This window comes from Nocardia sp. CS682, from assembly GCF_004634405.1.
In the GTDB taxonomy this organism is placed as follows: Bacteria; Actinomycetota; Actinomycetes; order Mycobacteriales; family Mycobacteriaceae; genus Nocardia; species Nocardia ninae.
The window spans coordinates 2,444,977-2,469,802 of record NZ_CP029710.1 but is presented as its reverse complement, the minus strand read 5'-3'; the positions used below and the strand labels follow the sequence as shown (position 1 = coordinate 2,469,802).

Genomic DNA, 24,826 nt, shown 5'->3' with positions numbered 1-24,826 from the left:
GCGCGCAACTGCCGCACACCGGAAAAACACCTGCGTGGATTGCGCGTTGCGCAAGGCCGATTGGGGTATCTCTCCGGTCTACTCCTCTGAGGACGTTGTGCCCTACCCGCGCTGAGCTCTCCAGGCGGAGGCTCGTCGTATCGAGGCATCGCGGCCTCGCCGACCGAAGGAAGGACCAGCTATGACGACGCTGCTGGTGATTCTCGTCCTGTGGGTGCTCCTCTCGGTTCCACTGGCCCTTCTCGTGGCCCGGCTGCTACACAAGTCCGACGGTGAGGAGCATCCGGAGCCCGATCTGGGCGACGACCAGCGGCTCCACGACGACTTCGTGCTCGATCGCCGCCGCTGACCCGAGCGACACGCTGCCCGCACCCCGCCCGCGTTGGCGAGCAGCCCCTGGCGTGGGCCAAGATGGACCGCGTGCCGCAACCCGATCCCGATCTGCTCATCGATTTCACCGACGTCACCGTTCGCCGCTCCGGTCACACTCTCGTTGGCCCCGTCACCTGGCAGGTAGAGCTCGACGAACGCTGGGTCGTGCTCGGCCCCAACGGCGCGGGCAAGACCTCCCTGCTGCGGATGGCCGCCGCCGAGCTGCACCCGACCTCGGGCACCGCGCACCTGCTCGGTGAGGTGCTCGGCAAGGTCGACATCAGCGAGCTGCGCCCGCGGATCGGCTTGTCCTCCGCCGCGGTGGCCGGCCGGGTGCCGCGCGACGAGAAGGTCAGCGATCTGGTGGTGTCGGCGGGCTACGCGGTGCTCGGTCGCTGGCGCGAACGCTACGACGACATCGACACCGACCGTGCCGTCGACATGCTGGAAAGCCTAGGTGCGGAACATCTTTCGGACCGCACCTACGGCACCCTCTCCGAGGGTGAGCGCAAGCGGGTGATGATCGCCCGCGCGCTGATGACCGACCCCGAGCTGTTGCTGCTCGACGAACCGGCGGCCGGCCTGGACCTGGGCGGGCGCGAGGAGCTCGTGGAGCGGCTCGGCGATCTCGCCGCCGACCCGGACTCGCCCGCCATCGTCCTGGTCACCCACCACGTCGAGGAGATCCCACCCGGCTTCACCCACGGCCTGCTGCTCAACGAGGGGGAGGTGGTCGCGCAAGGTCTGCTCACCGACGTGTTGACCTCGGAGAACCTCAGCGACGCCTTCCGTCAGTCGATCGCCCTCGACCGGGTGGACGGCCGCTACTTCGCCCGCCGCGCACGTCGCGCGGGCAAGCACCGCACTCGCTGACCCGCCGCCGTGACGGCGCTCACCGTGCGCGGGTTAGTGTGCAGGAGTGAGTGAGACAAACCCGCAGGCCGACTCTCAGCCGTCGGCGCCGAAGGACGCGTCGACGGTGATGCTGGTGCGCGACGGCGCTGCCGGGCCGGAGATCTTCCTGCAGCGCAGGGTCGGCGCGATGGCGTTCGCGGCGGGGATGACCGTGTTCCCCGGCGGCGGCGTCGACCCGTCCGACGGGACCGCTGAGATCGAGTGGGCAGGTCCCGAACCCGGTTGGTGGGCAGCGCGTTTCGCCACCACCGAGCCGCGGGCCAAGGCGCTGGTCTGTGCCGCCGTGCGCGAGACCTTCGAGGAATGCGGTGTGCTGCTTGCCGGTCCGACCGCAGACAGCGTGGTCTCCGACACCGCGGGCTACCGCGAGTCGCGCGGCAAGCTGGAACGGCGCGAGCTCTCGCTGGCCGATTTCCTCGCGCAGGAGAAGCTGGTGCTGCGCGCGGATCTGCTTCGGCCGTGGGCGAATTGGATCACCCCGGTGGTCGAGCCGAGGCGCTACGACACCAGGTTCTTCGTCGCGGTACTGCCCGAGGGGCAGCTGGCCGACGGCGCCACCTCCGAGGCCGCCGAAGTGCACTGGCGCACGCCCGCCGAGGCACTGGACCGGTGGCGGGCGGGTACCGACATTCTGCTGCCGCCCACCTGGTCGCAGTTGTTCGCGCTCGCCGAGTTCGGCTCCACCGCAGAGATTCTCGCCGCCGACGTGGTGATCGAGCCGATCATGCCGGTGCTGCGCGAAGGCGAGGGGCGGCGCGGGCTGGCCTTCCCGGGCAATGAGCAGTACTTCGCCGGTCTCCCGGATGCGAGCAGGCTCAAGGGATCCGTCCGCAAGTAAGTCGCCCAGCGACCGGTAGCGTGGCCTCCCATGGCCGAATTCGTGACCCTGGATCTGCTCGAGGGTGCCGGCGCGCGCCGCGTCGCCGTCCTCCGGATCGCCCGCCCGCCGATGAACCTGCTGAACGCACAACTGGTGCGCGAGCTGGCCGCAGCGGCCGAGACGGTCGCCGCGGACCCGACGGTGGCTGCGGTCATGCTCTACGGCGACGAGCGGGTGTTCTCGGCGGGTGACGACCTGACCGAGCTGGCCGGCCTGAGCGAAGATCAGGCGCGGGCGATGGCGGCTGATGTGCAGCGCGATTTCGGCTGTTTGGCCCGGCTGCCGCAGCCGACGGTCGCGGCGATCAGCGGCTACTGCCTCGGTGGTGGGCTGGAGCTCGCGCTCGGTGCGGATCGGCGCGTCATCGGCGACAACGTCAAGCTGGGTCTGCCGCAGATCAAGGCGGGGCTGATCCCGCTCGCCGGGATCCGTCGCCTCGCTCTGCTGATCGGGCCGGGCCCGGCCAAGGACCTCGTCTACAGCGGTCGCTTCGTCGAGGCCGAGGAGGCCCGCACGCTCGGACTGGTCGACGAGGTCGTGCCGCCCGACGACGTCTACACCGCCGCGCTCGACTGGGCGCAACGCTTCACCGACGGCCCGGCCCGCGCCCTCGCCGCCGCGAAAGCCGTCTTCGAGGCGGGTCCGCACGGCCTGGATCGTGCCCAGACCGAATGGTCTGCTTTATTCGCCACCGAAGACCGTCGCATCGGGACCGAGTCCTACCTGGCCGACGGCCCCGGCTCGGCGGCCTTCGTCGGCCACTGAGCCTTGCTCGGGGCCGGCGCGACAGCCATGTGGTGTTGATCACGCGGGTGCGCTGAAAATGGCACACGTTCCTGTCTCCGGCCGGGGTCCCGGATGCGCGCCACGGCTGGGCTGTCGGGCGCCGATATGCGGGGGTGACCACGGATTTCGGCAGTACATGGGTAACTCGCCGTGCCCGCCCGAACCGGACCATGTTCGGGTCCGCCGGCCCGCCGCGCGACGGGCGTGGCTCTTACTCGTATGGCCTAAATCGCGGAGCAGAGGGTCGGCTAGGCTTAGCCTCCATGACGGTACGTCCCGACGACCCAGCGCCTAACCCGCATGCGACCGAGGCCGAGGTCGAGGCAGCGCGCAAGGATACGAAGCTCGCCCAGGTGCTTTATCACGACTGGGAAGCCGAGACCTACGACGACAAATGGTCGATTTCCTATGACGAACGCTGCATCGAATATGCCCGCGGCCGGTTCGACGCGGCCGTCGGCCCCGCCCCGCTGCCGTACGAGCGGGCCCTCGAACTCGGTTGTGGCACCGGTTTCTTCCTGCTGAACCTGATGCAGGGTGGCGTGGCCAAGACCGGCTCCGTCACCGACCTCTCGCCGGGCATGGTCAAGGTCGCGCTGCGCAACGCCGAACACCTCGGCTTGGACGTCGACGGCCGGGTCGCCGACGCCGAGACCATCCCGTACGAGGACGACACCTTCGATCTCGTGTGCGGGCACGCGGTACTGCACCACATCCCGGATGTCGAACTCGCGCTGAAGGAATGTCTGCGCGTGCTCAAGCCGGGCGGGCGCTTCGTCTTCGCCGGCGAGCCGACCACCGCCGGTAACTTCTACGCCCGCTGGCTCGGCCGGATCACCTGGAAGGCCACCACCACCGTCACCAAGCTGCCGCAGCTGGCCGGTTGGCGGCGGCCGCAGACCGAGCTCGACGAGTCCTCGCGGGCCGCGGCGCTCGAGGCGGTCGTCGACTTGCACACCTTCGACCCCAGCGACCTGGAGCGGATGGCGAGCTCGGCCGGTGCCGTCGACGTCAAGGCGACCACCGAAGAGTTCGCGGCCGCGCTGTGGGGCTGGCCGGTGCGCACCTTCGAGGCGGCCGTGCCCGACGAGAAGCTGACCATGGGCTACCGGCTGGCCATGTACAACGCGTGGCTGCGGCTGAGCTGGCTGGACGAGAACGTCATGCGCCGGGTGGTGCCGCGGCAGTTCTTCTACAACGCGATGATCACCGGCGTGAAGCCCAGGGGGATGGAAGCCGGCGAAGCCGGCGGGGTGGGTGAACACAGCACGTCTGCCAAGTAGTGGGTTACGGCTTCAGTCGCGAGGATGTCGCCTACCTCGGCAGTTCGACGGGCACAGCCGCGCTGACCGAGGTAGACCGGCTGGAGCTGACCCAGGCGACGCACCTGCGCGATCTGGCGCGGGTGCGGCGCGACCACGGGGATCGGGCCGCGGCGCTCGTCGAGACGGTGCGCCTGCGGCGTAAGGCGGGTGCCAAGCTCGTCGGCGCGGGGGAGTGGCTGTTCACCGACGATGCGTTGCAGCAGGCGACTCCGACGCTGGTCGCCCGGCACCGGGCCGCCCGATTGGCCGGGCGCGCGGTGCACGACGTGACGTGTTCGATCGGGGCGGAGCTCGCCGAGTTGGCGCGAGTCTGTCCCGCTGTGCTCGGTAGCGACCTGGATGACGCGCGGCTGTCGATGGCCGCGCACAACCTCGCCGGACGCCGAAATGTGTTGCTGGCCAAGGCGGATGCGCTGGTGCCGGTGAGCAGGGACGCCGTCGTCATCGCCGATCCGGCCCGCCGGGCCGACGGCAGGCGCACGCACGATCCGGCCAAGCTGCAACCGCCGCTGCCGGACCTGCTCGCCGCCTATCCCGGTCGGGATCTCGCGGTGAAGTGCGCTCCCGGACTGGATTTCGATCGACTCGACTGGACCGGGGAGATCGAAGTCGTCTCGCTGGACGGCGCTGTTCGTGAGGCGTGTCTGTGGTCGGCGGGTCTGAGCGGTCCGTCAGTCACCCGCCGCGCGACCGTAACGTCCTCGGCTGGAACGTCTTTCACCCTCACCGACGCGGACTCCGACGACATCCCCGAACAGGAACCCGGTGACTGGGTCATCGATCCCGACGGTGCCGTCGTGCGGGCCGGTCTGGTCCGCCACTACGCCGCGAAACATGGCCTCTGGCAACTGGATCCGCGCATCGCGTACCTCACCGGCAATGCCGTGCCGCCCGGCACCCGAGGCTTCCGCATCGTCGACCGCCTCGACTACCGGGAGAAAACTCTCCGCGCCGAACTCCGCCGCCACGACTGCGGCCCCCTGGAGATCCTGGTGCGCGGCGTGGACGTCGACCCCGACAAACTCCGCCGCACCCTCAAACCCCAAGGCAGCCAACCGTTCACCCTGGTGATCACCCGGATCGGCCGCACGCCGACGGCCTTCCTGTGCACGGCTGTCGCAAGCACTCAGCTGTCGGCTACTCCATCTTCTTGACCACCCGCTGCACCGTGAGCCAGGTGCGGGTGGTGATGTCCTTGCCGTAGGTCTTGTCGAGCCAGGTCATGAAGTCGGGGGTCTTACCGGGGTCGCTGTTGTCGACCACCGCGAGGAAGGTGTCGCACGCCTTGTCGTAGCCGACGACCCGGGTGAGCGGGTCGGGTTGTTCGGGCAGCTTGCCCGGGGCCTTCTTGCGCTGCTTGCGGAACGTGGCGACGAGGTAGGTGCCGCGTCCGTGGGTGAGGCCGGGGAACGGGTCGGTGTCGAGCAGTGCACGCAGTTCTTCGTAGCTGCGGATGATCGTTCCGCCTGCGATGCCGAGTTCCGCGTTGAGCGCCTGCTGTATCCGGGTCTCCAGCTCGCTGACGTCGGTGTCCGCGCTCTGGAACACGATGTTGCCACTGGCGAGCACCGAGGCGACCTTCTCGAAGCCGAGCCCCTCGAAGACGCCGCGCACCTTCTCGTTGCTCATATTCGGATTGCTCGGCGCGATCCCCCGCAACAGTGCGGCATAGCGATTCATATCGGGCAACCTACCCAACGCCACGGACAGACTGCGCGAACCGACGCTAGGCGGTCTTTGCGCCGTTCTTCTTGCGCTCGATATCTTCCAGGGCCGCAAGGTATTTCGCGCGCTCCTCGGCGCTCGCCTCCCAGGCGGCCTTGCGGTTCTTGACCACCTTGGCCGGCGCGCCGACCGCGATGCTGTAGTCCGGGATCTCCCCCTTGACCACGGCGTGCGCGCCGAGCACACAGCCGCGGCCGACCCGGGTCTCGCGCAGCACGGTGACCTTGGCGGCGATCCAGGTATCGGGGCCGATCCGGACGGGGCTCTTCACGATGCCCTGATCCTTGATCGGCAGCGTGATGTCGTCCATCTTGTGGTCGAAGTCGCAGATGTAGCACCAGTCGGCGACCAGGGTGGATTCACCGATCTCGATGTCGAGGTAGGTGTTGACCACGTTGTCCTTGCCGAACACCACCTTGTCGCCGATGCGCAGCGAACCCTCGTGGCAGCGGATGGCGTTGCCGTCGCCGATGTGCACCCAGCGGCCGATCTCCATCCGGCCCAGCTCGGGCGTCGCGTGGATCTCCACCCGCTTACCGAGGAAGACCATGCCGCGCAGCACGATGTGCGGGTTGGCCAGCCGGAACTTGAGCAGCCGGTAGTAGCGCACCAGATACCAGGGCGTGTACGCCCGGTTCGCGAGCACCCAGCGCAGCGACGCCACGGTCAGAAAGCGCGCCTGCTGCGGATCCCGGCGGCGCGATCCCCGCCAGCGCGAGCGCAACGGTGCGCCCCACATGCTCGTCACGAACGGCTCTCCTGTCGTGGTCCAACGGCTCGCCGCCCGCCTCGGCGGGCGACGGGTAGAGCATAACGGGCGCGCTCGGGGGCGATCCGGGCACGCGGGTGCGGACAACCCGCGCTGCGCAACGGCGGGACTCGCACACCCGCGCGGGCCCCTACCGTACAGTGACTGCGGCGCCGCGGGCGGCGCCCGGCGAATCCACCACGCGTACACCCGAACCGGGTCGCGCCAGCACGGTGGTTCGGCACGCTTTAGTCTCGGGCGAGCGGAAACGACGACAGGAGTGCAGCAGGTGCGAAGCGGCGTACTGGCTAGTTCCATGTGGCGACCGTCCCGGCTGCGGGTAGTTGCGTCGCTGGCCGCGGTCGGTGCGCTGGCGTTGACCGGGTGCGGCACCGACGTCGACGACATCACGGTCGGCTCGGGCAAGGGCTGGCCCGCCGCGTATCACGACGGCCGCAACGGTGGCAGCAGCCCGGTGGTCGGCGCCAAGAAGGTCGCGCTGAGCTGGTCACGCCCGATCGGCGGGCCGGTCGCCGAGCCGGTGACCATCGGCCCCGACGGGCAGATGTTCCTCACCACTCGCGCGCCCGGCTGCTCGATCTTCTCCTTCCAGATGGCCACCGGGCGCAAGCGTTTCTGCACTCCGCTGGGCGCGACCGCGGTCGCGACCCCGTCGGTGGTGGACGGCATGACGAACGTCTACGTCGGCGACGACACGGACAACATCGGCGCGGTCATGTCCTTCAACTACCTCGGGCAACCGAGGTGGCGCACTCCGGTCGCCGGTGCCCCGGTCTCCTCGCAGTTCACCGGTGACGGAAACCTGCTGACGGTCACCCAATCCGGTCAGATCGACGTGCTCTCGCGCCAGACCGGCCAGCGCATCGTGCCCACGGTGCAGCTGCTCGGCCAGCCCGACTTCCTGGACAACCCCAACCTCGACTGGCCTGCCGCCGGACAGGGCCTGGACGACTGCCACGCCGGCGAACCGCAGTGCCCGGTGGCGAACATCTCGGCCGTCGACACCGCGAGCGGACGCTTCTTCGTCACGGTGTGGAAACCGGGCAAGCCGACCGCCGCGCTCGTCGCACTTCGCTACGCGGACAACAAGATCGAGCAGGAGTGGAGCGCCGACCTGCTGTTCGGCGGTAGCGCGACCAGCCCGACCCTTTCGCCCGACGGCAAGACCGTCTACGTGGGGGACAACAGCAACCGGCTGATCGCCGTCGACGCCGCCGACGGTCGTACCAAGTGGGTGCAGCCGCTGGAATGGACTCCGCGCGGCGGCATTTCGGTGTCCGGTGACGGCCTGATCATTCCGTCCGGCGACGACGGCTATCTGCTCGCGCTGCGCGACAAGGGTGATGTCGCCGAACTCGCTTGGGAGCGTAAGGATTTGGGCCTGCGTGGTGTCCCGGTGCAGACCGCGGGCGGTACCGGCTATACCCCCGCCGCGATCGGCGAGGGCCTGAACCTGATCACCTTCGACACCAGGACCGGCGCAACCATCGATTCCGATGTGCTGCCCGGGGCGCAAGGCAGCACCACCGGCACCTCCGTCGGCGCGCAGGGTGAGGTGGTCGTCGCCACCCGCATCGGTGAGCTCTTCGTTTTCAAGCCCGAACGCTGACTCCGACGCGGGATCGGCTCGGCGGCAACCTAGTTCGAGAAGCCGATTCCCGCACAGGTCAGCTCGGCGTAACTTACTTCGGATCGCGCTCCGGAAGAGGGCGCTCGATGATGGTCGGGCGGCCCAACGGATTGCGGACTCGGCGCTTGGCCGAGTGGTAGACCTGCGCGGTCTCGGCCGCAACCACGTCCCACGCGAAGTCGGCGGTGAGCCGCTCGCGGGCAGCGTAGGCGCGATCCTGAGCAGCAACGGGATCATCGAGGGTGGCACGCGCGGCCTCCACCAGGCCGTCGACATCCGCGGGCGCGAAGGACGCGCCGGTGACGCCATCGATGACCGCCTCACCGAGCCCGCCCGCGGAGGACGTGATCAGCGGGGTGCCCGCGGCGGCCGCCTCCAGCGCCACGATGCCGAAGGGTTCGTAGCGGCTCGGCAGCACGATCGCGTCGGCGCCGTGCAGCCAGCCGAGTAGTTCGGCGTGGTCGAGCTGGCCCGCGAAGTTCACCGCACGGGCCACCCGGTGCACCCGCGCCCGCTCTCGCAACCACTCGAACTGGGTGCCGACACCGGCGATGGTGAGCGTCGTGCCGGGGTGCGCGCGACGGATGCGCGGCAGCGCGGCGATCGCGTCCTGCACGCCCTTCTCGTATTCGAGCCTGCCGACATACAGCAGCCGCGGCGGGCCGGTGCGCGGCACGCGCGGCCGAAAGGTCCAGGCGCCCACGTCGATTCCGTTGCGGATCACCGTCATCGGCACCCGCTCCGGGCCGTACAGCCGCTCCACCTCGTCCTGCATCGAGGCCGAGCAGGTGATCAGCGCGTCCGATTCGTTGGCGAGCCACCACTCGACCGAATGCACCTGCCGGTTGACCTTGCCCGCGACCCAGCCGCTGTGCCTGCCCGCCTCGGTGGCGTGGATGGTCGACACCAGCGGCACGTCGTAGTACTCGGCCAGCGCGATACCCGGGTGGGCGACCAGCCAGTCGTGCGCGTGCACCACGTCGGGCGCCCAGCCGTCACCGATGCCCGGCTTGCCGAGCGCGATGCCTGCCCGCACCATCGCGTGGCCCATGGCCAGCGTCCAGGCCAGCATGTCCTCGCCGAAGTCGAAGACCGGCGGATCCTCCGCGACCGCGACCACCAGCACGCCCTCGGCGATGAAGGAGTGGGTGGGATGGGTCGAGGAGTCGGTGCCGGAGGGGCGCCTGGCCAGCACGACGACCTCGTGGCCGGCCACGGCCAGCTCGGTCGCCAGGTGGTGCACATGCCTGCCCAACCCGCCGACCACGACCGGCGGGTACTCCCACGACACCATCAAAATCTTCATGCATGTCCTTCTGCGCTGGACGCGGCGTGCTGAGCAGCCACGGCGAAGCTTCCTCCGGACCCGGCGCCGCCGAGCCGTCGCGCATCCACACCGGGGAAGAGTCCGTCAGCCGCCCCCCATCCTGCCGCCAACTGCTGTGCTTTCGCGAGTTGGCCCGCTCCGACGGCGGCCGCGATCTCCCGCACGGCGTGCGCGTGCCGGTGGGCGCGGTCACGCGCGTAGCCCGCGGCGGAGTCCTTGCTGACCATGAAGGCCCAGTCGCTGGACACGGTGAGGATGGCTTCGCGCAGCAACTGGTCGGCGACGTTGTCGCGCAGGCCGGGCGCGCCGTCGGCGGCGCGCATCTTGTCGATCGTGTCGAGGGTGAGCCGCACGATGTCGGCATTGAGTTCCACCAGGTCGCGCACCTGGTCGCCGGCCCAGACCCGCCAGTCCTTGCCCGAGCCCCAGGACGAATCGGCCAATGGCACCGGCGCACCGACGAATCCGCGTTCGCGCGCGTCGGCCAGGGTGCCGATCGTGACGCCCGCTTCGGGCAGCGCCCGCAACACCTGGGCCAACCACTGCGGCCCCTCGTGCCACCAGTGGCCGAACAGTTCGGTATCGAAAGCGGCGACCACGAGCGCGGGTCGACCGATGCGCTCGGATTCGCTGATCAGTCGCTGGCGCACCGTCTGGACGAAGTCGTCGACGTCGCGGCCGATCGCGGCGGCCGCGAGTTCCGGGTCATAGGGCGCCTTGTCCGGACCGTCGACGGTCTTGCCGGTGACCCGGGACGGCTTGAGTCCGGTCGCGTGGTCGTAGTGATGAAAGTCACGGTAGGCGCTCTGGCCCGGGTAGCCCGATTTCGGCGACCACACCCGGTAGCTCACCTGGAGATCCCGCCCGAACGCGACCACATCGGACTCGCGCACCGGTCGCCCGAGGGTGGTGTCGCCGCGCAGTGCGGGTCCGTCGACCATGAAATGGGTCACACCGGCGGCGGCGTAGCCGTGCTCCATGCCCGGGGTGTAGCCGCACTCCGGAGCCCAGATGCCGGTGGGGGTGTGGCCCCAGCGGTGTTGCGCGTCGTCCAGGCCTTCGACCAGCTGGAACTGACGCAGACGCGGATCGAGCAGCGGCTGGAACGGATGGGCGAGCGGACCGCCGAGCAGTTCGATGGTGTCGGCGTCGATGAGCTCGCGCCAGACCGGGGCGGCGCCGTGTCGCCAGCGCTGCTCGAAGTCCGCCAAAGCCGCTGTGGCCAAACGATGTTCGTGCCTGCCGAGCGCGATGTTGCCCGCCATCGCGGCCTCGTCGGCGCGCAGCTGCCAGTTGCCGAGCCAGTGGTGCATCCCGGCCAGGCAGTGCGGGTCGTCCAGCTGGGCCGCGAGCACCGGCGTGATCCCGAGGCTGAGCAGATGTGAACGTCCTTCGGCGGCAAGGGTTCTCAGGACCTGGACCAGCGGAAGATATGAGGCGGCCCAGGATTGGTAGAGCCATTCCTCGCCGACCGGCCAGCGGCCGTGGTGCGCCAGCCAGGGCAGGTGGGAGTGCAGGACCAGGGTGAACTGGCCGGGAACCGCTTTACTCAAGGCTTCACCGCGATGGCGACCAGATCGAGGCTCGCGTCGATGTCCTCGGCGATCAGGACGAAGTCGTCGATGGTGACGGCCGCGACGTCGGCGGTGAGGTCGGCGGGCCACGGCTCGCCTGCCAAGGCTCGCTCGATCTGCGCATCGATGAACGAGCCACCGTGCTTGGCGTCCAACGCTTTCAGGCTCGGACCGTGGTGCACGCCGGTCATCTGCGCGACCTCGAACCCGGCCTCGACCAGCAGTTCGGTGAGCTCGGCGGCGTTCAGTTCGCGGGTGTGGAACGGATTGAGCGGGGTATCGCGGCCGGGGGAGAAGGTGATCCGGTTCGGCGTGCTGATCAGCAGCTCGCCGCCGGGACGCAGCACCCGCAGGCACTCCCGAAGGAACTGACCCTGGTCCCAAAGATGTTCGATCACTTGGAAATTCACCACGACGTCGACCGAGGCGTCGGGCAGCGGCAGCGCGGCGAGGTTGCCCTGGATCATCTCCACCCGCGGGTACCTGGCGCGCACGTGCTCGACCGCGCCGGTGTCGTAGTCCACGCCGGTGACCTTGGTGGCCACCGCGGCGATCATGTCGGCGCCGTAGCCTTCGCCGGATCCGGCCTCCAGCACGGTTTTTCCGGCGCAGCGGTCCAGCAGCCGGGCATAGGCGATCTCGTGCCTGCGGAACCAGTAGTTCTCCTCGGCGATGCCGGGGACGGTGCGCTCGCCGGTCAACGGCAGCGGTTCGACGGCGCCGCCGGTTGTCTCCGGGGCGTCGGTCATGCCCGTCAAGTCGTCCACTGCGGCAGGGATCACAGCCTCGCTCATCGTTCCGACGTTACTGGTACCGGAGGTTCGCGGGATACCCGCACCCGGTCACCGGGACACCCCTACCCAGTACCGATGCGCCGCCGAGCGGGGGTCGCGAGGCTGGGCTCCAGCCCGGCACGATATCGCCGGGACTGGCGTTGTGAGAGAGAAGCGACTAAGTTACCCATGAGTAACTTAACGTAGGGTAGTGTCACGCCCTGAGCTACTCACACGGACGTACGGCCCGCTCGTGCGACCGCCCATACGTGTAACCAGAACAGGAGGTCGACGAAGACCGATGCCGAACATCGTCGTACTCATCAAGCAGGTTCCCGACACCTGGTCCGAGCGCAAGCTGACCGATGGTGACTACACCCTCGATCGCGAAGCCGCCGACGCCGTCCTCGACGAGATCAACGAGCGCGCCGTCGAAGAAGCGCTGCTGATCAAGGAGGCGCAGGGCGGCGAGGTCACCGTGCTGGCCGCCGGTCCGGACCGGGCCACCGAGGCCATCCGCAAGGCGCTGTCCATGGGCGCCGACAAGGCCATCCACATCAACGACCCGGCGATCCACGGCTCCGACGCCGTGCAGACCGCCTGGGTGCTGGCGAGCGCGCTCGGCCAGGTCGAGGGCGTGGAGCTGGTCATCGCGGGCAACGAGGCGACCGACGGTCGCGCCGGTGCGGTGCCCGCCATCATCGCCGAGTACCTCGGCCTGCCGCAGCTGACCCACCTGCGCAAGCTCACCGTCGACGGTGACAAGGTCACCGGCGAGCGCGAGACCGACGATGGCGTCTTCAAGCTGGAGGCCACCCTCCCGGCCATCGTCAGCGTGACCGAGAAGATCAACGAACCCCGCTTCCCCTCCTTCAAGGGCATCATGGCCGCGAAGAAGAAGGAAGTGCAGACCTTCACGCTGGCCGATCTGGGTGTCGACCCGTCGACCGTCGGTGTCGCGAACGCGGGCACCACCGTCACCGGCGCCACCCCGAAGCCGCCGCGGACCGCGGGCGAGAAGATCGCGGACGAAGGCGACGGCGGCACCAAGATCGCTCAGTACCTCGTCGGTCAGAAGATCATCTGAGTTCGCCGGTCCGAGACTGCTTAGGAGAGAACACAAATGGCTGAAGTACTTGTGCTCGTTGAGCACGCAGACGGTGCGCTCAAGAAGGTCAGCACCGAGCTCCTGACCGCCGCCCGCAACCTGGGTGAGCCCGCCGCCGTCGTGCTCGGCACCGCGGGCACCGGCGAGAAGCTGGCCGACGCGCTCGCCGCGGCCGGTGCGGAGAAGATCTACATCGCCGAATCCGACGACGTGGAGAACTACCTGCTGACCCCGAAGATCGACGTGCTCGCCGCGCTGACCGAGCAGGTCTCCCCGGCCGCCGTCATCGTCGCCGCCTCGGCCGACGGCAAGGAGGTGTCGGGCCGCCTCGCCGCCCGCATCGGCTCCGGTCTGCTGGTCGACGTCATCGACGTCAAGTCCGACGGCACCGCCGTGCACTCCATCTTCGGTGGCGCGTTCACCGTCGACGCCAAGGCCACCGGCGACGTGCCGGTGATCTCGGTGCGCCCGGGTGCCATCGAGGCGTCCGCGCAGGCCGGTGCTGGCGAGAAGGTCACCGTCGAGGTGCCCGCGCAGGAAGACGGCGTGGTCAAGGTGACCGCGCGCGAGCCGATCGTCGCCGGTGACCGCCCCGAGCTCACCGAGGCGAACATCGTCGTCTCCGGTGGTCGTGGTGTCGGTTCCGCCGAGAAGTTCTCGGTCGTCGAGGAGCTGGCCGACTCGCTCGGCGCCGCCGTCGGCGCCTCGCGTGCCGCCGTCGACTCCGGCTACTACCCGGGCCAGTTCCAGGTAGGCCAGACCGGCAAGACCGTCTCGCCGCAGCTCTACATCGCCCTCGGCATCTCCGGCGCCATCCAGCACCGGGCAGGCATGCAGACCTCGAAGACCATCGTCGCGGTCAACAAGGACGAAGAGGCCCCGATCTTCGAGATCGCGGACTACGGCATCGTCGGCGACCTGTTCAACGTCGCCCCGCAACTGACCGAAGCGGTCAAGTCGCACAAGGGCTGAGATAACCTCAGCTCGCTCGAACATGGTGGCCCCGGCTGAATTTCAGTCGGGGCCACTTTTCGTTGCTGGGTGATCGGGTGACGAGAGCGGCTACTGTTTTCCAGGAACACGCGCTCCGCGGGTTCTGCGGATTCGGGGGAGGGCTGCATGGTTGATGGCAGGGGAAGTCTGCAAACGGCGTCGGCGGTACCGACTCTGGATGGTGGCCTGCCGATGACTGCTCGACAGGAACAATTCAGTCTCGCCTTTATCCGTATGGTTGCCGCCGCTGCAGGCTGTTCGATCAAGGGTCATGAGACCGACTACGACGGAGTCGACATCACGATCGTCGCGTCTGCGGAGTATGCGAGATACTACTGCCCAGAATTCGAGATGCAGCTCAAGTGCACCACACAGAGTCGGCTGCTTCAGGCCGACCACCTGGCATGGTCGCTGAAGCGCGACCGCTTCCTCAAACTGGTGAGCCCCAAACGCTTCACGCCCGCGCTACTGGGCGTTCTGCTCATACCCGAGGATCCTGATCAGCTACTCGACCTTTCCGAAGCAGGCCTGGCCAGTTCGAGCCGCATGTACTGGGAGCATGCGAAGAAGCTCGGTGGGATCGAGGATGGTAAGGCCAGTAAAACGGTCCACCTCCCCCGAAGCAATCTGTTCGACGTGGGCAGTCTTCAGGGCATCATGCAAGTAATCGGCGAAGGAGGTCAGTGGTGAGGAAGATCCCGCTCGATGCTCTCCAGGAGATCGCGTCCTCTTTGTCGCCTCCAGCCGTGTCCCAATATCTTGCGAGCCACGATTGGCAGCTGGAAGCTCGTGACCACAATGTCAAGGAGATCTGGCGGTTGCCGGGAGATGATGGCCTACTCGGTCGGGTGATGCTGCCGTTGGCTACCGATTACGTCGACTTTCCAGTGCGTTTCCGGGACACTCTCCAAGCTCTTGCCTCGATCTACGATTGGGACCCTGCGCAACTGGCGGAACGTATCGCCGCAGCGCGTGCCGATCTCTTCTTCGTGCGGCTCGACCAGGAAATGACCGACGGGACGATCCCGTTTCGGCAGGCAGAGGCGACGCTGGAAGCATTACTCACGATGATGCGGGCCGCCGCGACCACTGCTGACGACCCGACTCATTCGCACCGCGGCAGAAGGTCGGCTACGGTCACCGAATTCCTGGAAGAGGATGTCCGTCTCGGGCACACGAAACCCGGCAGCTTCGTATTCACAGTCGTAACCCGTCTAGGTGATGTCCTGCCACCACAGGAAGACGGGTCGCCGACCGTACCTTTCCCGCGCAAGGTGATGACAACGTTGGCCACTGGTCTGCAGTCCACCAAGCAGCTGGCGCTCGATTGGGACGAGAGCGCGCTCGACCGGTCCGGGCAGCTGGGGCTCAGCGCCGGTTTGGTGGAGTCGGTGCTGGAGTTGACTCAGCCGGAAACGCTACGCGCACTTGACCTATCGTTCGATTGGGCGGCCGCGGAGCCGCCACCCGAGGTCAGCACGTCGCGGATCATCGTTGATCGCAATGCAATGGCCGGCTTGCCTCGCGTCCGGGAACGGTTGGTCCGACGCGAGGAGCCGCCGCGCTACACGACGCTGCTCGGCACTGTGCGCACACTCAACCGGGATGACCTCGGCGACGAGGATCAGGAAGCCACCAGCATTGTGCTGTCGACACATGTGGACGGCCGTCCGCGAAAGGTCCATGTCCCATTGGCGGGCCAGGAATACGCCTGGGCGATTCGTGCGCACCAGAGCAGGCAGCCGATCGTTGTGTCGGGTGATTTGATCTTCGAACGGGGCGTTTGGCGGCTTACCGGGGACATCAGCGTGGACCCGAGTTTCATAGACCGCCAGCCCTGACACTCTTCTGCGCAGGGCTGGCGGTGGCCGGTGGTTCAGGTGCGGTGTAGGGCGGCGAGCAGGGTGGTGAGGATGGGGGAGCGGCGGGCGTCGCTGCGCAGGACGGCGGAGACGGGGATGCGGAGTTTGTGTTCGGCCAGTTTCAGGACGACGAGGCCCTCGGTGGGGCTTTCGGCGTAGAGGACCGTCCAGGCGTCGGGGCGGTTGATGAGTTCCATGGTTGCGGTGTGGTCGGGTGGGATCGGGGGGCCGAAGGTGGGGCCGGTGGGGAGTTCGGCGAACGCGGACCGAATCACGGTGTGCAGCAACACTTGTTCCTGCTCCGGCGGCAGCAGTAGCGGATACCGGCTGAGGTCGGACAGGGTGACGGTTTCTCTGGTGGCGAGCGGGTGGGCACTCGAGGTGGCGATGACCAGATCCTCGACCCACAGCTGTTCGACCTCGAGGCCGGGCTGATCGACGCTGCCGCGGATCAGGGCGAGGTCGCAGTCGCCGTCGGCCACCGCGGTGATCCGCTGCCGGAACGGCTTGATCACGAACTCGATCTCCGCCTCGGGGTGTGTGGCGCGGGCGCCCGCGATCGCCGAGAGCGATCTCGTCGCGAAGGACATGTTCGCGGCGAGCCGGATGCGCGGCCCGACGGTGCGCACCGCGGCCCGGATGGCCGACTCGAGGCTCAGCATCTGTTTCGCAAGGGGAAGTAGCCGTGCGGTGGCGTCGGTGGGTACGACTGATCTTGTGGAGCGTTCGAACAAAGAGACGCCCAGATCGCGCTCGAGCCGGGAGATTTGATGGCTGATCGCGGACTGTGAGATAAAGCACCGTGCGGCGGCACCGCTGAAGCTGAGCTCCTCGCAGACGGCGACGAAGTAGGTGAGCTGCCGAAGTTCCACAGCGCCTCCGATTAATGACGGATCGAGATAAGAGTCATCTGCATTATGCGCCCTAACACCTGAAATATCTCGCTTCCCGATGACGGTTGGTAATGAGAGAAGGAGGCTGTCATGCAGTACGTGGATGCGGGAATCGAAACCGCGGGTGTCGTCATCGTCGGATCGGGGTTCGGCGGACTCTCCGCCGCCAAGCAACTTGCCAAGTCGGGTATCGATTACGTGCTGATCTCCAGCACGCCGGAGCACCTGTTCCAACCGTTGTTGTACCAGGTAGCGACCGGTGTGCTGGCATCGGAGGAGATCGCGCCGCCGATCGCCTCCATTCTGCGCCGTCACCGCGAGGCCGATGTGCGTCTCGGCAAGGTCGTGGCGATCGACCCGGACAAGGCGATCGTCACTTATGAGCACGACGGCGAGCAGCGCCGCATCCGGTACGGCTCGCTGATCGCCGCCACCGGCGCCAGCCAGTCCTACTTCGGCCGTGACGATTTCGCCGAGAAGACCTTCTCGCTCAAGACCATCGACGACGCGAAACTGCTGCGCGCGCAGATCCAGCGGGTCTTCGCCGAGGCCGCAGGCGCCGACGAGGAGACCAGGCGCAGGCTGCTGAGCTTCGTGGTCGTCGGCGCGGGCGCGACCGGCGTCGAGGTGGCCGGTCAGCTGAAGGAACTGGCGAAAAGGTACTACCACCAAGAAGTTTCGGTCACCCTGGTCGAGGGTGCCGGTGAGGTGCTGCCACCGTTCGGCGGCGGGCTGTCGGAGTACGCGAAGAAGTCGTTGACCCGCACCGGCGTCGACGTGCTGCTCGGCACCTTCGTCACCGACATCGAGCACGGCAAGGTCACCGTCAAGGACAAGAGCGGTGTCGAACGCGGCATCGCGGCGGAGACCATCGTCTGGTCGGCCGGTGTGCAGGTGGGCGGGTTCGCCAAGGTGCTGGCCGAGGCCACCGGCGTCGAAACCGACCGGGCCGGACGGCTGTTGATCAACCCCGACCTGACCGTCGGCGGCTACGCCGACATCTACGCGATCGGCGACATGACCTCGCTGAACGGCTACCCGGGCCAGTCGCCGGTGGCCATGCAGGAGGGCAGGCACGCCGCCGACATCATTCGCCGAAAGAAGCAGGCGGGCACCGCGTTCAAGTACTGGGACAAGGGCAGCATGGCGGTGATCAGCCGGTTCAGCGCGGTGACCAAGCTGAACGACAAGATCACTTTCCGCGGCCTGATCGCCTGGTTCATGTGGCTCGCGGTGCACCTGTTCTACCTGGTCGGTTTCCGTAACCGCTTCGCCGCGGTGGCGTCGTGGCTGGTCGCCTTCATCGGCACCGGGCGGCCCGGGTTCGCCGAGGTGGACAAGACAGCCAAGCTGTCGCCGGTATCCGAACGCACGGCCGCTTAGCGCCCGTTCGTCTGCTGAAAGCCGCGTCGCGATCACCGTGCGACGCGGCTTTCGCGCTGTCGGGGCGCTCGAAATACGCCGCTGAGAAGTGATCAGCGCCAGGACACGCTCGAAATGCGTTCGCCGACAAGGCTGGTCAGCGGCACGACACGTTGGGAGTACGCTCGCCGCGAAGGTTGGTCAGCGGCAACTCGCGCTCGGAATACGTTCGCCGCGAAGCCGTTGATCAACCGAAGAACGCGATTTCGGCGCTACCGCGCGAACACGTCGCGACGGTCTGATGAACGCTCGGTGTGATCCCTACCTCGTTCACCGAGTCGGCATCATCGAGACACTTCGAGGTTGCTCCAGCGCAGTCTCGGACTGGCTTCATCAGCCATATGACTATTACGTCCGTGTTGACAGCCCCGGCGCGCTCGACGGACTCCGGGGTGGAACGGTCACGGTACTCGCTGGTCGTCTCGTCCGACGCAGAGCATCGCGCGGCGGCGCAACGACTGCGCTACGGCGTGTTCGCCGGCGAGCCCGGATTCCATATCCCCGACAACGGCACCGGCCTCGATGCCGACCGATTCGACGACCACTGCGACCACCTGCTGGTCCGCGACGACCTGACCGAAGACTTCGTCGGCTGCTACCGCATGCTGCCGCCGGACAAGGTCGCCGCGGCGGGCGGCTACTACACGGCCACGGAATTCGATCTGACCCAACTGGATCCGGCAGGCCGCCGGATCGTCGAGATGGGTCGCGCCTGCGTGGTGCCCGATCACCGCAACGGTTCGGTGCTGACGCTGATGTGGGCGGGCATCCTGCACTACATCCAGCTCACCGGTTACGACTGGGTGATGGGCTGCGTCTCGGTGCCGATGCAGGACAGTCCGGCCGACGAGCCCGGCGTGAACGTGCGCGGCGTCCGCGACATGCTGCTCGGCAGGCACGCCTCGGATCCCGAACAGCGGGTGCACCCGCTGCGCCCGGTAGTGGTCGACGGCAAGACCCTCGACGACATGACCCCGCCCGCACGCCCCAAGCTGCCGCCGCTGCTGCGCGGTTACCTGCGCCTCGGCGCCGAGATCTGCGGCGAGCCCGCGCACGACCCCGACTTCGGCGTCGCGGACTTCGTCGCCATCCTCGGCCTGGACACCATCAACACCCGCTACCTGAACCGATTACAAGACGCCGCCGCGACCTTCGACGGGGGACGGTGAGGACCGTGGTCTTCGACGCGCCGCCTGCAAAGGCCACCGCACACGCGTGGATGCCGTCGAGCCCGTGTGGGGCCGGCTGCATCGAGTCGATCGATGAGGTCGGCACCGGCCGGGTGCTCGGCCGGCTACTCGGCGTCGCCGGGTTGTTGATCAGCTTTCCGATGGTGAATCTGGTGACCCCACCGAGCAAACGGGAAAGCGTGCAGCGCGGGTACGCGCGCACCTTGTTGAGTTGTCTGGGAATGGAATTGCGGATCGTCGATCGCCGGATCGACCAGAACACGCGCGGTGCTGTCGGTGAGGGCAGCACCGCGCGTTCCGTTTACGGGGAGCCCGGAAACGGTGTCATGGTCGTCGTCGGGCACATCGGCTGGACCGATATCGTCGCGCTCGCCGCGGTGCAGCCGCTCGGCTTCGTCGCCCGCGCGGACATGGTCGACTGGCCGGTGCTCGGCAAGCTGGCGACGCTGATGCGGGTCATCCCGATCGAACGGGAGAAGCTGCGCGCGCTGCCCGGCGTGGTGGCGCAGATCGGCGCCAGGCTGACGGCGGGCGATCGAATCGCGGTGTTCCCCGAGGGCACCACCTGGTGTGGTCGCGCGTACGGCAGCATGCGGCCCGCGTTGTTCCAGGCGGCGATCGACACCGAGACTCCGGTGCAGCCGGTGCGGTTGCGCTACCTGGATCGGCATGGGGCTCAGTGCACTGTGCCGGGATTCGTCGGTGCGGACTCGTTCGGCTCGTCCGCCCGCCGGGTGCTTCGCTCGCGCGGCATGGTCGCGGAGATCGTGCTGGAAGAGGTTGAGCAGCCGGGCAGTGATCGGCGAGATCTTGCGCGGCGCTGCGAGGCCGCGGTGCGGGGTACCGAACAGTCGCGCCACGGCGTGCGGGATGCCACGGTGTGGATCGAGGCGGGCAAGACGCGGGTGCAGGACCCGACGGTGGCCTCGGACGCACCGGAGGTTCGCAGACCTTCTCGGCGACTCCGGCCCGTATTGCGTGGTCGCAGTCGCAAGGGCGAATCGGCGGATAGCAGCGCCTGATCTTCGACGCGCGAGCAGCCGCAGGTCGATGACCTGCGGCTGCTCCGTCGTTCGATGACTATCTGGCCCATTGCAGCGCGAGCGTGGCCGCCGCCGGGACCAGGTACAGCACCGGGAACACCGCAGTTTGGTACGAGCGTGCCCGAATGGCGGTCGCCGACGCACCGACGAAGTACAGGATCAGGCCCACCGCCGCCGCGACACCGATCACGGGCACGAAGAACCCGACGATCAAGCCGAGCGCCCCAGCTGATTTGGCCATTGCTAGCCAGTTCCACCACGCCCGCGGCACCCCGTACTGCTCGAGCGGTTCGACCACGAACTGCTGCTGCGAGAACAACGAGTACCCGGAGAACCCGATCCACAGGGCAGCCAGCACACCGACGATGTAGTAGGCGACGTCCATTGCAATCCTCTTTCCTCATCAGGCTTTCTGCCCGTTCGCCTGATGGACGACGCAGCCCGCGCGGGTGTGACATCCACTCCGGGCAACGCGCGCCGGAGTGACGCTGATCATGCGGCGCGGCAGCGGGCAGCGGGCGAGCTGGTTGCTTACCTCGACGTGCGTATTCGACCGAAAAGTGCGTACTTGTCGGCTGTTCCGGCGCCACCGAGGCTTGTTTCGCACGGGGGCAAACGATTTGGAAGGCGAACACGATGACCGATGGCACGCGGGTACCGGTGACCGTTCTCGGATTGGGATCGATGGGGCGGGCGCTGGCCGAGGCGTTCCTCGCGGCCGGGCACCCGACCACCGTGTGGAACCGGAGCCCGGACAAGGCGGCACCCTTGATCGCCGCGGGAGCGATCCACCGGTCCACGATCGAGGACGCGGTGCGCGAGAGTTCGCTCGTCGTCTCCTGTTTGACCACATTCACCGCCACGCAGGCGGCCTTGGCCCCGGCGAGCGCCGCGTTGCCCGGCCGGACAGTGGTCACGCTGAACAGTGGAACCCCCGCAGCGGCAAGGGGATTCGCTGACTGGGTGACCGGGCACGGCGCCCGCTACCTCGCGGGCGCGATCAAGAACGTGCCGACGGCCGTGGGAAAGCCGGACACCCTGCTCTATTACGGCGGTGACTCGACGACCTTCGACGAGCACGTGGCAACCCTGCGCGTACTCGGCGGTGACACCGTCCACCTCGGTCCGGAACCCGATCTCGCCGCGCTGTACGAGTCTGCGGTCGGAGCGACGCTGCTGCCGGCCTTTCTCGGCTTCTTGGAGGGTGCCGCCGTGCTGGCAGCGCGCGGGCTGACCGCCGGTTCGATGGTGCCCTACGCGATCAAATGGCTGCAGATGATCGAGTCGCTGTTGCCGATCATGGCCGACGAGATCGACACCGACGACTACACGAAACTCGGGGCGTCGGTCGGCGTGTTCCACGAGGCCATCGGCAACGAGGCCGAACTCGGTGCGGAAGCCGGGGTCGACATGTCCTGGCACGCACCGATGGATGACCTGCTGCGGCGCGCGGTCGCGGCGGGGCATCGGGAGCACAGCGTCACGGCGTTGATCGAGGTACTCCGGAAGCCGGCACCCGCATAGCGTCGCTCGACCGGGCGGCAACCCGGATGGCTTCGGTCTCCGAGGGCGCCCACCTCCGCCGTGTGACCTGCACAGCCGAATTCATCGGGGTACCGCGATGTCCTGGTGGTGACCTTCACGACGCGCCGAACCGGGCGACACCCTGGTGCGGGAATACCGCGCTGCGCTCAGCGGGTTACGACTCGTAAGCGAAGTTCTGCAGAATTCGCAGAAACCGGGGGGCTACCCCAAAGAAGCGCAGGTCAACGGTGGGATAGGCTTTATCGGTCATGAAGGCGGCTTTTGCGGGTCCGGTCCACGGTGCGGCGGCCCATACGGTCTACCTCGATCATGCGGCTACCACCCCGATGTTCCCGGCCGCCATCGAGGCGATGACGGCCGCGCTGGGCACCGTGGGGAACGCGTCGTCGCTGCACGGGTCGGGTCGCGCCGCCCGGCGCACGCTGGAGGAGGCGCGGGAGTCGATCGCCGCCGATCTGGGCGCCCGGCCCTCGGAGGTCATCTTCACCTCCGGCGGGACCGAGAGCGACAATCTGGCGATCAAGGGCATCTACTGGGCGCGCCGCGACGCCGAGCCGCGCCGGACCAGGATCATCGCCAGCTCGGTCGAGCATCACGCGGTGATCGACGCGGTCGAGTGGCTGGAGCGGCACGAGGGCGCCAGGGTGACCTGGTTGCCGGTGGACGCCGAGGGCACCGTCTCGCCGCGCACGCTGCGGTCCGCGCTGTCGGCGAACCCCGACGATGTCGCGCTGGTGACCGTCATGTGGGCCAACAACGAGGTCGGCACCGTCCAGCCGATCGGTGAATTGGCCGCCGTGGCCCAGGAATTCGGTGTACCCATGCACAGCGACGCGGTCCAGGCCGCGGCGCAGCTGCCGATCGACTTCGCCGCGAGCGGGTTGTCCGCGGCCAGTTTCGCCGGGCACAAGGTCGGCGGGCCACACGGGATCGGCGTGCTGCTGCTCGGCAGGCAGGTGCCGTGTGTGCCGCTGCTGCACGGCGGCGGACACGAACGTGACCTGCGCTCGGGCACTTCGGACACCGCGGCGGCGGTCGGCCTTGCCACCGCGCTGCACCAGACGGTGACCGAATTGCCGACGCGCACCCCCGAATTGATTGCGCTGCGGGATGCGCTGATCGACGGCGTGCTGGCCATCGAACCGGATGCCGTGCTCAACGGCGCGCCCGGTGATCGGCGGCTGCCCGGCAACGTGCACTTCACTTTCCCTGGCTGCGAAGGAGATTCGCTGCTGATGCTGCTGGACGCGGCGGGGATCGAGTGTTCGACCGGGTCGGCCTGTACCGCGGGCGTCGCGTCGCCGAGTCACGTACTGATCGCGATGGGTGTCGAGCAGTGGCAGGCCCGCGGGTCGCTGCGGTTTTCGTTGGGGCACACCTCGACTCGCGCCGATGTGGACGCGCTGTTGGGTGTCTTGCCCCAGGTGGTTGATCGGGCCAGGGCCGCGGGTCTGGCCGGTGCGAAGGGAGGTGTTTGATGCGAGTACTTGCCGCGATGAGCGGTGGTGTTGATTCGGCGGTAGCGGCGGCACGTGCTGTCGACGCTGGTCACGAGGTGGTAGGCGTGCATCTGGCGCTGTCCGCGTCGCCGGGCACGTTGCGCACCGGGTCGCGGGGCTGCTGCTCGAAGGAGGACGCGGGCGACGCCCGGCGGGCCGCCGATGTGCTCGGCATCCCGTTCTACGTCTGGGATTTCGCCGATCGCTTCAAGGAAGACGTGATCGACGATTTCGTCGCCGCCTACGCGGCCGGTGAGACGCCGAACCCGTGCCTGCGCTGCAACGAGAAGATCAAGTTCTCCGCCCTCGCCGACCGCGCCCTCGCACTCGGCTTCGACGCCGTGGTCACCGGTCATTACGCGCGACTCGACGACGGCGTGCTGCGCCGGGCCGTCGACGCAGACAAGGACCAGTCCTACGTGCTCGCCGTGCTGAACGCCGAGCAGCTCGCCCGCGCCATGTTCCCGGTCGGCGACACCCCGAAGCCACGGATTCGCGAGGAGGCCGCCGAGCGTGGGCTGGCCGTCGCGAACAAGCCGGACAGCCACGACATCTGCTTCATTCCGTCCGGCGACACCCAGGCCTTCCTCGGCGCGAAGATCGGCATCCGGCCGGGTGCGGTGGTCGACGCCGACGGCCGGAAGCTCGCGGATCACGAAGGCGTGCACGGGTTCACGATCGGTCAGCGCAAAGGGCTCGGACTGCCAGGGCCCGCCGCCGACGGCAAGCCGCGCTACGTGACCGGTATCGATCCCGACTCCGGCACCGTCCGGGTCGGCTCGGTCGAGGACCTGCAGGTGTGGACCGTTACGGCGGAGCGCGCGATCTGGACCTCCGGCGCCGCGCCGGACGGGCCGATCGAGTGTGTCGCGCAGGTGCGCGCGCACGGCGGCACCGCTCCCGCGATCGCCGAGGCGGTCGGCGACGGGCTCTCGGTTCGCCTGCGCGAACCGCTGACCGGCGTCGCACGCGGCCAGGCGGTCGTGCTGTATCGCCCGGATCCGTTGGGGGACGAGGTGATCGGCAGCGGAACCATCTCCGGTACCGGCGGTGTCGACAGCACTCCGGTGGGCAGCGACGCGGGTTCCGCCACGCGGTGAGCCGCGCCGGTGTACCGGTGTGGGAGGGTGAGCCGGACCGATTCGGTCCGGACGCGGTGATCCGGGTCGGATTCCGCCGGCTCGGCGAATCTGCC

General features: G+C 68.1%; 24 protein-coding genes. 17 read left to right on the top strand and 7 right to left on the bottom strand.

Features of this window, described 5'->3' with window-relative positions:
- The first annotated feature begins 181 nt into the window (after positions 1–181).
- The 6 genes from DMB37_RS40455 (at position 182) to DMB37_RS11040 (ending at position 5,432) form a co-directional block, all read left to right on the top strand.
- Positions 182–349 (top strand): hypothetical protein, encoded by a 168-nt coding sequence (locus DMB37_RS40455; RefSeq protein ID WP_167768802.1) that lies wholly within the window; start codon positions 182–184, stop codon positions 347–349.
- A gap of 62 nt (positions 350–411) precedes the next feature.
- Positions 412–1,245 carry an ABC transporter ATP-binding protein gene (locus tag DMB37_RS11060; protein ID WP_135232621.1) on the top strand — a complete coding sequence of 278 codons (834 nt, stop codon included), beginning with the start codon at positions 412–414 and terminating at the stop codon, positions 1,243–1,245.
- 109 nt (positions 1,246–1,354) lie between these two features.
- Complete coding sequence (locus tag DMB37_RS11055; protein WP_240772511.1) at positions 1,355–2,125, top strand: NUDIX hydrolase; 771 nt, start codon at positions 1,355–1,357, stop codon at positions 2,123–2,125.
- A gap of 30 nt (positions 2,126–2,155) precedes the next feature.
- A complete protein-coding gene (locus DMB37_RS11050; protein WP_135232619.1) occupies positions 2,156–2,932 on the top strand; it encodes an enoyl-CoA hydratase-related protein in 777 nt (258 codons plus the stop codon).
- 284 nt (positions 2,933–3,216) lie between these two features.
- On the top strand, positions 3,217–4,236 hold the full coding sequence (locus DMB37_RS11045) for a class I SAM-dependent methyltransferase (protein ID WP_135232618.1): 1,020 nt from the start codon (positions 3,217–3,219) through the stop codon (positions 4,234–4,236).
- The gene (locus DMB37_RS11040) at positions 4,236–5,432 is read left to right on the top strand and encodes a class I SAM-dependent methyltransferase (RefSeq protein ID WP_135232617.1); all 1,197 of its coding nucleotides are present in this window, start codon (positions 4,236–4,238) and stop codon (positions 5,430–5,432) included. The genes DMB37_RS11045 and DMB37_RS11040 overlap by 1 nt, the downstream gene beginning before the upstream one ends.
- Here DMB37_RS11040 and DMB37_RS11035 read toward each other — a convergent pair.
- Both DMB37_RS11035 and DMB37_RS11030 read right to left on the bottom strand, forming a co-directional pair.
- Complete coding sequence (locus tag DMB37_RS11035; protein ID WP_135232616.1) at positions 5,416–5,958, bottom strand: DUF1697 domain-containing protein; 543 nt, start codon at positions 5,956–5,958, stop codon at positions 5,416–5,418. The two genes, DMB37_RS11040 and DMB37_RS11035, sit on opposite strands and share 17 nt — an antisense overlap.
- A gap of 46 nt (positions 5,959–6,004) precedes the next feature.
- Complete coding sequence (locus DMB37_RS11030; RefSeq protein WP_135232615.1) at positions 6,005–6,751, bottom strand: acyltransferase; 747 nt, start codon at positions 6,749–6,751, stop codon at positions 6,005–6,007.
- A gap of 316 nt (positions 6,752–7,067) precedes the next feature.
- On the opposite strand from DMB37_RS11030, the gene DMB37_RS11025 reads away from it, so the two are divergent.
- Complete coding sequence (locus tag DMB37_RS11025) at positions 7,068–8,381, top strand: PQQ-binding-like beta-propeller repeat protein (protein ID WP_135237489.1); 1,314 nt, start codon at positions 7,068–7,070, stop codon at positions 8,379–8,381.
- A gap of 73 nt (positions 8,382–8,454) precedes the next feature.
- On the opposite strand, the gene DMB37_RS11020 is transcribed toward DMB37_RS11025, so the two are convergent.
- The 3 genes from DMB37_RS11020 to DMB37_RS11010 are packed head-to-tail and all read right to left on the bottom strand — an operon-like array spanning position 8,455 to position 12,052.
- Complete coding sequence (locus DMB37_RS11020) at positions 8,455–9,708, bottom strand: glycosyltransferase family 4 protein (protein ID WP_135232614.1); 1,254 nt, start codon at positions 9,706–9,708, stop codon at positions 8,455–8,457.
- Entirely contained in the window at positions 9,705–11,282 is a 1,578-nt protein-coding gene (locus DMB37_RS11015; protein ID WP_135232613.1) for a glycoside hydrolase family 57 protein, read from the bottom strand. The genes DMB37_RS11020 and DMB37_RS11015 overlap by 4 nt, the downstream gene beginning before the upstream one ends.
- Positions 11,279–12,052: a bifunctional 2-polyprenyl-6-hydroxyphenol methylase/3-demethylubiquinol 3-O-methyltransferase UbiG gene (locus tag DMB37_RS11010; RefSeq protein ID WP_240772510.1), complete on the bottom strand. Its 774-nt coding sequence runs from the start codon at positions 12,050–12,052 to the stop codon at positions 11,279–11,281. The genes DMB37_RS11015 and DMB37_RS11010 overlap by 4 nt, the downstream gene beginning before the upstream one ends.
- Positions 12,053–12,377: 325 nt before the next feature.
- Between DMB37_RS11010 and DMB37_RS11005 the strand changes: the two genes are divergently transcribed.
- The 4 genes from DMB37_RS11005 (at position 12,378) to DMB37_RS10990 (ending at position 16,018) form a co-directional block, all read left to right on the top strand.
- Positions 12,378–13,163 (top strand): electron transfer flavoprotein subunit beta/FixA family protein, encoded by a 786-nt coding sequence (locus DMB37_RS11005; protein WP_107658547.1) that lies wholly within the window; start codon positions 12,378–12,380, stop codon positions 13,161–13,163.
- Between the two features lie 36 nt (positions 13,164–13,199).
- The gene (locus DMB37_RS11000; RefSeq protein ID WP_107658546.1) at positions 13,200–14,156 is read left to right on the top strand and encodes an electron transfer flavoprotein subunit alpha/FixB family protein; all 957 of its coding nucleotides are present in this window, start codon (positions 13,200–13,202) and stop codon (positions 14,154–14,156) included.
- A 147-nt stretch (positions 14,157–14,303) separates the two neighbouring features.
- Positions 14,304–14,867 carry a DUF4365 domain-containing protein gene (locus DMB37_RS10995; protein WP_135232611.1) on the top strand — a complete coding sequence of 188 codons (564 nt, stop codon included), beginning with the start codon at positions 14,304–14,306 and terminating at the stop codon, positions 14,865–14,867.
- On the top strand, positions 14,864–16,018 hold the full coding sequence (locus tag DMB37_RS10990; RefSeq protein ID WP_135232610.1) for a hypothetical protein: 1,155 nt from the start codon (positions 14,864–14,866) through the stop codon (positions 16,016–16,018). The genes DMB37_RS10995 and DMB37_RS10990 overlap by 4 nt, the downstream gene beginning before the upstream one ends.
- 35 nt (positions 16,019–16,053) lie before the next feature.
- Here DMB37_RS10990 and DMB37_RS10985 read toward each other — a convergent pair whose 3' ends face one another.
- Positions 16,054–16,911: a LysR family transcriptional regulator gene (locus DMB37_RS10985; RefSeq protein WP_135232609.1), complete on the bottom strand. Its 858-nt coding sequence runs from the start codon at positions 16,909–16,911 to the stop codon at positions 16,054–16,056.
- A 111-nt stretch (positions 16,912–17,022) separates the two neighbouring features.
- Between DMB37_RS10985 and DMB37_RS10980 the strand changes: the two genes are divergently transcribed.
- The 3 genes from DMB37_RS10980 to DMB37_RS10970 all read left to right on the top strand — a co-directional run bounded on the left by DMB37_RS10980 (position 17,023) and on the right by DMB37_RS10970 (position 20,566).
- Positions 17,023–18,315 carry an NAD(P)/FAD-dependent oxidoreductase gene (locus DMB37_RS10980; RefSeq protein ID WP_135232608.1) on the top strand — a complete coding sequence of 431 codons (1,293 nt, stop codon included), beginning with the start codon at positions 17,023–17,025 and terminating at the stop codon, positions 18,313–18,315.
- 380 nt (positions 18,316–18,695) lie between these two features.
- On the top strand, positions 18,696–19,523 hold the full coding sequence (locus DMB37_RS10975) for a GNAT family N-acetyltransferase (RefSeq protein ID WP_135232607.1): 828 nt from the start codon (positions 18,696–18,698) through the stop codon (positions 19,521–19,523).
- Complete coding sequence (locus DMB37_RS10970; RefSeq protein ID WP_135232606.1) at positions 19,520–20,566, top strand: 1-acyl-sn-glycerol-3-phosphate acyltransferase; 1,047 nt, start codon at positions 19,520–19,522, stop codon at positions 20,564–20,566. The genes DMB37_RS10975 and DMB37_RS10970 overlap by 4 nt, the downstream gene beginning before the upstream one ends.
- Positions 20,567–20,624: 58 nt before the next feature.
- Here DMB37_RS10970 and DMB37_RS10965 read toward each other — a convergent pair whose 3' ends face one another.
- On the bottom strand, positions 20,625–20,972 hold the full coding sequence (locus DMB37_RS10965) for a DoxX family protein (protein ID WP_135232605.1): 348 nt from the start codon (positions 20,970–20,972) through the stop codon (positions 20,625–20,627).
- Between the two features lie 251 nt (positions 20,973–21,223).
- Between DMB37_RS10965 and DMB37_RS10960 the strand changes: the two genes are divergently transcribed.
- The 3 genes from DMB37_RS10960 to mnmA all read left to right on the top strand — a co-directional run bounded on the left by DMB37_RS10960 (position 21,224) and on the right by mnmA (position 24,731).
- Positions 21,224–22,111, top strand: a complete 888-nt coding sequence (locus DMB37_RS10960; RefSeq protein ID WP_135232604.1) for an NAD(P)-dependent oxidoreductase — start codon at positions 21,224–21,226, stop codon at positions 22,109–22,111.
- Between the two features lie 269 nt (positions 22,112–22,380).
- Positions 22,381–23,610 (top strand): cysteine desulfurase family protein, encoded by a 1,230-nt coding sequence (locus DMB37_RS10955; RefSeq protein WP_135232603.1) that lies wholly within the window; start codon positions 22,381–22,383, stop codon positions 23,608–23,610.
- Entirely contained in the window at positions 23,610–24,731 is a 1,122-nt protein-coding gene (mnmA, locus tag DMB37_RS10950) for a tRNA 2-thiouridine(34) synthase MnmA (RefSeq protein ID WP_135232602.1), read from the top strand. The genes DMB37_RS10955 and mnmA overlap by 1 nt, the downstream gene beginning before the upstream one ends.
- Positions 24,732–24,826: the final 95 nt, after the last annotated feature.

What these genes read in the sequence shown, in the direction of transcription:
- DMB37_RS10975 (WP_135232607.1), top strand. Translation starts at nt 18,696, where the DNA reads ATGACTATTACGTCCGTGTTGACAGCCCCGGCGCGCTCGACGGACTCC.
- DMB37_RS11050 (WP_135232619.1), top strand. Translation starts at nt 2,156, where the DNA reads ATGGCCGAATTCGTGACCCTGGATCTGCTCGAGGGTGCCGGCGCGCGC.
- DMB37_RS11060 (WP_135232621.1), top strand. Translation starts at nt 412, where the DNA reads ATGGACCGCGTGCCGCAACCCGATCCCGATCTGCTCATCGATTTCACC.
- DMB37_RS10965 (WP_135232605.1), bottom strand. Translation starts at nt 20,972, where the DNA reads ATGGACGTCGCCTACTACATCGTCGGTGTGCTGGCTGCCCTGTGGATC.
- DMB37_RS40455 (WP_167768802.1), top strand. Translation starts at nt 182, where the DNA reads ATGACGACGCTGCTGGTGATTCTCGTCCTGTGGGTGCTCCTCTCGGTT.
- DMB37_RS11025 (WP_135237489.1), top strand. Translation starts at nt 7,068, where the DNA reads ATGTGGCGACCGTCCCGGCTGCGGGTAGTTGCGTCGCTGGCCGCGGTC.
- DMB37_RS11005 (WP_107658547.1), top strand. Translation starts at nt 12,378, where the DNA reads ATGCCGAACATCGTCGTACTCATCAAGCAGGTTCCCGACACCTGGTCC.
- mnmA (WP_135232602.1), top strand. Translation starts at nt 23,610, where the DNA reads ATGCGAGTACTTGCCGCGATGAGCGGTGGTGTTGATTCGGCGGTAGCG.
- DMB37_RS10995 (WP_135232611.1), top strand. Translation starts at nt 14,304, where the DNA reads ATGGTTGATGGCAGGGGAAGTCTGCAAACGGCGTCGGCGGTACCGACT.
- DMB37_RS11055 (WP_240772511.1), top strand. Translation starts at nt 1,355, where the DNA reads ATGCTGGTGCGCGACGGCGCTGCCGGGCCGGAGATCTTCCTGCAGCGC.
- DMB37_RS10980 (WP_135232608.1), top strand. Translation starts at nt 17,023, where the DNA reads ATGCAGTACGTGGATGCGGGAATCGAAACCGCGGGTGTCGTCATCGTC.
- DMB37_RS11000 (WP_107658546.1), top strand. Translation starts at nt 13,200, where the DNA reads ATGGCTGAAGTACTTGTGCTCGTTGAGCACGCAGACGGTGCGCTCAAG.
- DMB37_RS10960 (WP_135232604.1), top strand. Translation starts at nt 21,224, where the DNA reads ATGACCGATGGCACGCGGGTACCGGTGACCGTTCTCGGATTGGGATCG.
- DMB37_RS11045 (WP_135232618.1), top strand. Translation starts at nt 3,217, where the DNA reads ATGACGGTACGTCCCGACGACCCAGCGCCTAACCCGCATGCGACCGAG.
- DMB37_RS10955 (WP_135232603.1), top strand. Translation starts at nt 22,381, where the DNA reads ATGAAGGCGGCTTTTGCGGGTCCGGTCCACGGTGCGGCGGCCCATACG.
- DMB37_RS11035 (WP_135232616.1), bottom strand. Translation starts at nt 5,958, where the DNA reads ATGAATCGCTATGCCGCACTGTTGCGGGGGATCGCGCCGAGCAATCCG.
- DMB37_RS11020 (WP_135232614.1), bottom strand. Translation starts at nt 9,708, where the DNA reads ATGAAGATTTTGATGGTGTCGTGGGAGTACCCGCCGGTCGTGGTCGGC.
- DMB37_RS11010 (WP_240772510.1), bottom strand. Translation starts at nt 12,052, where the DNA reads ATGACCGACGCCCCGGAGACAACCGGCGGCGCCGTCGAACCGCTGCCG.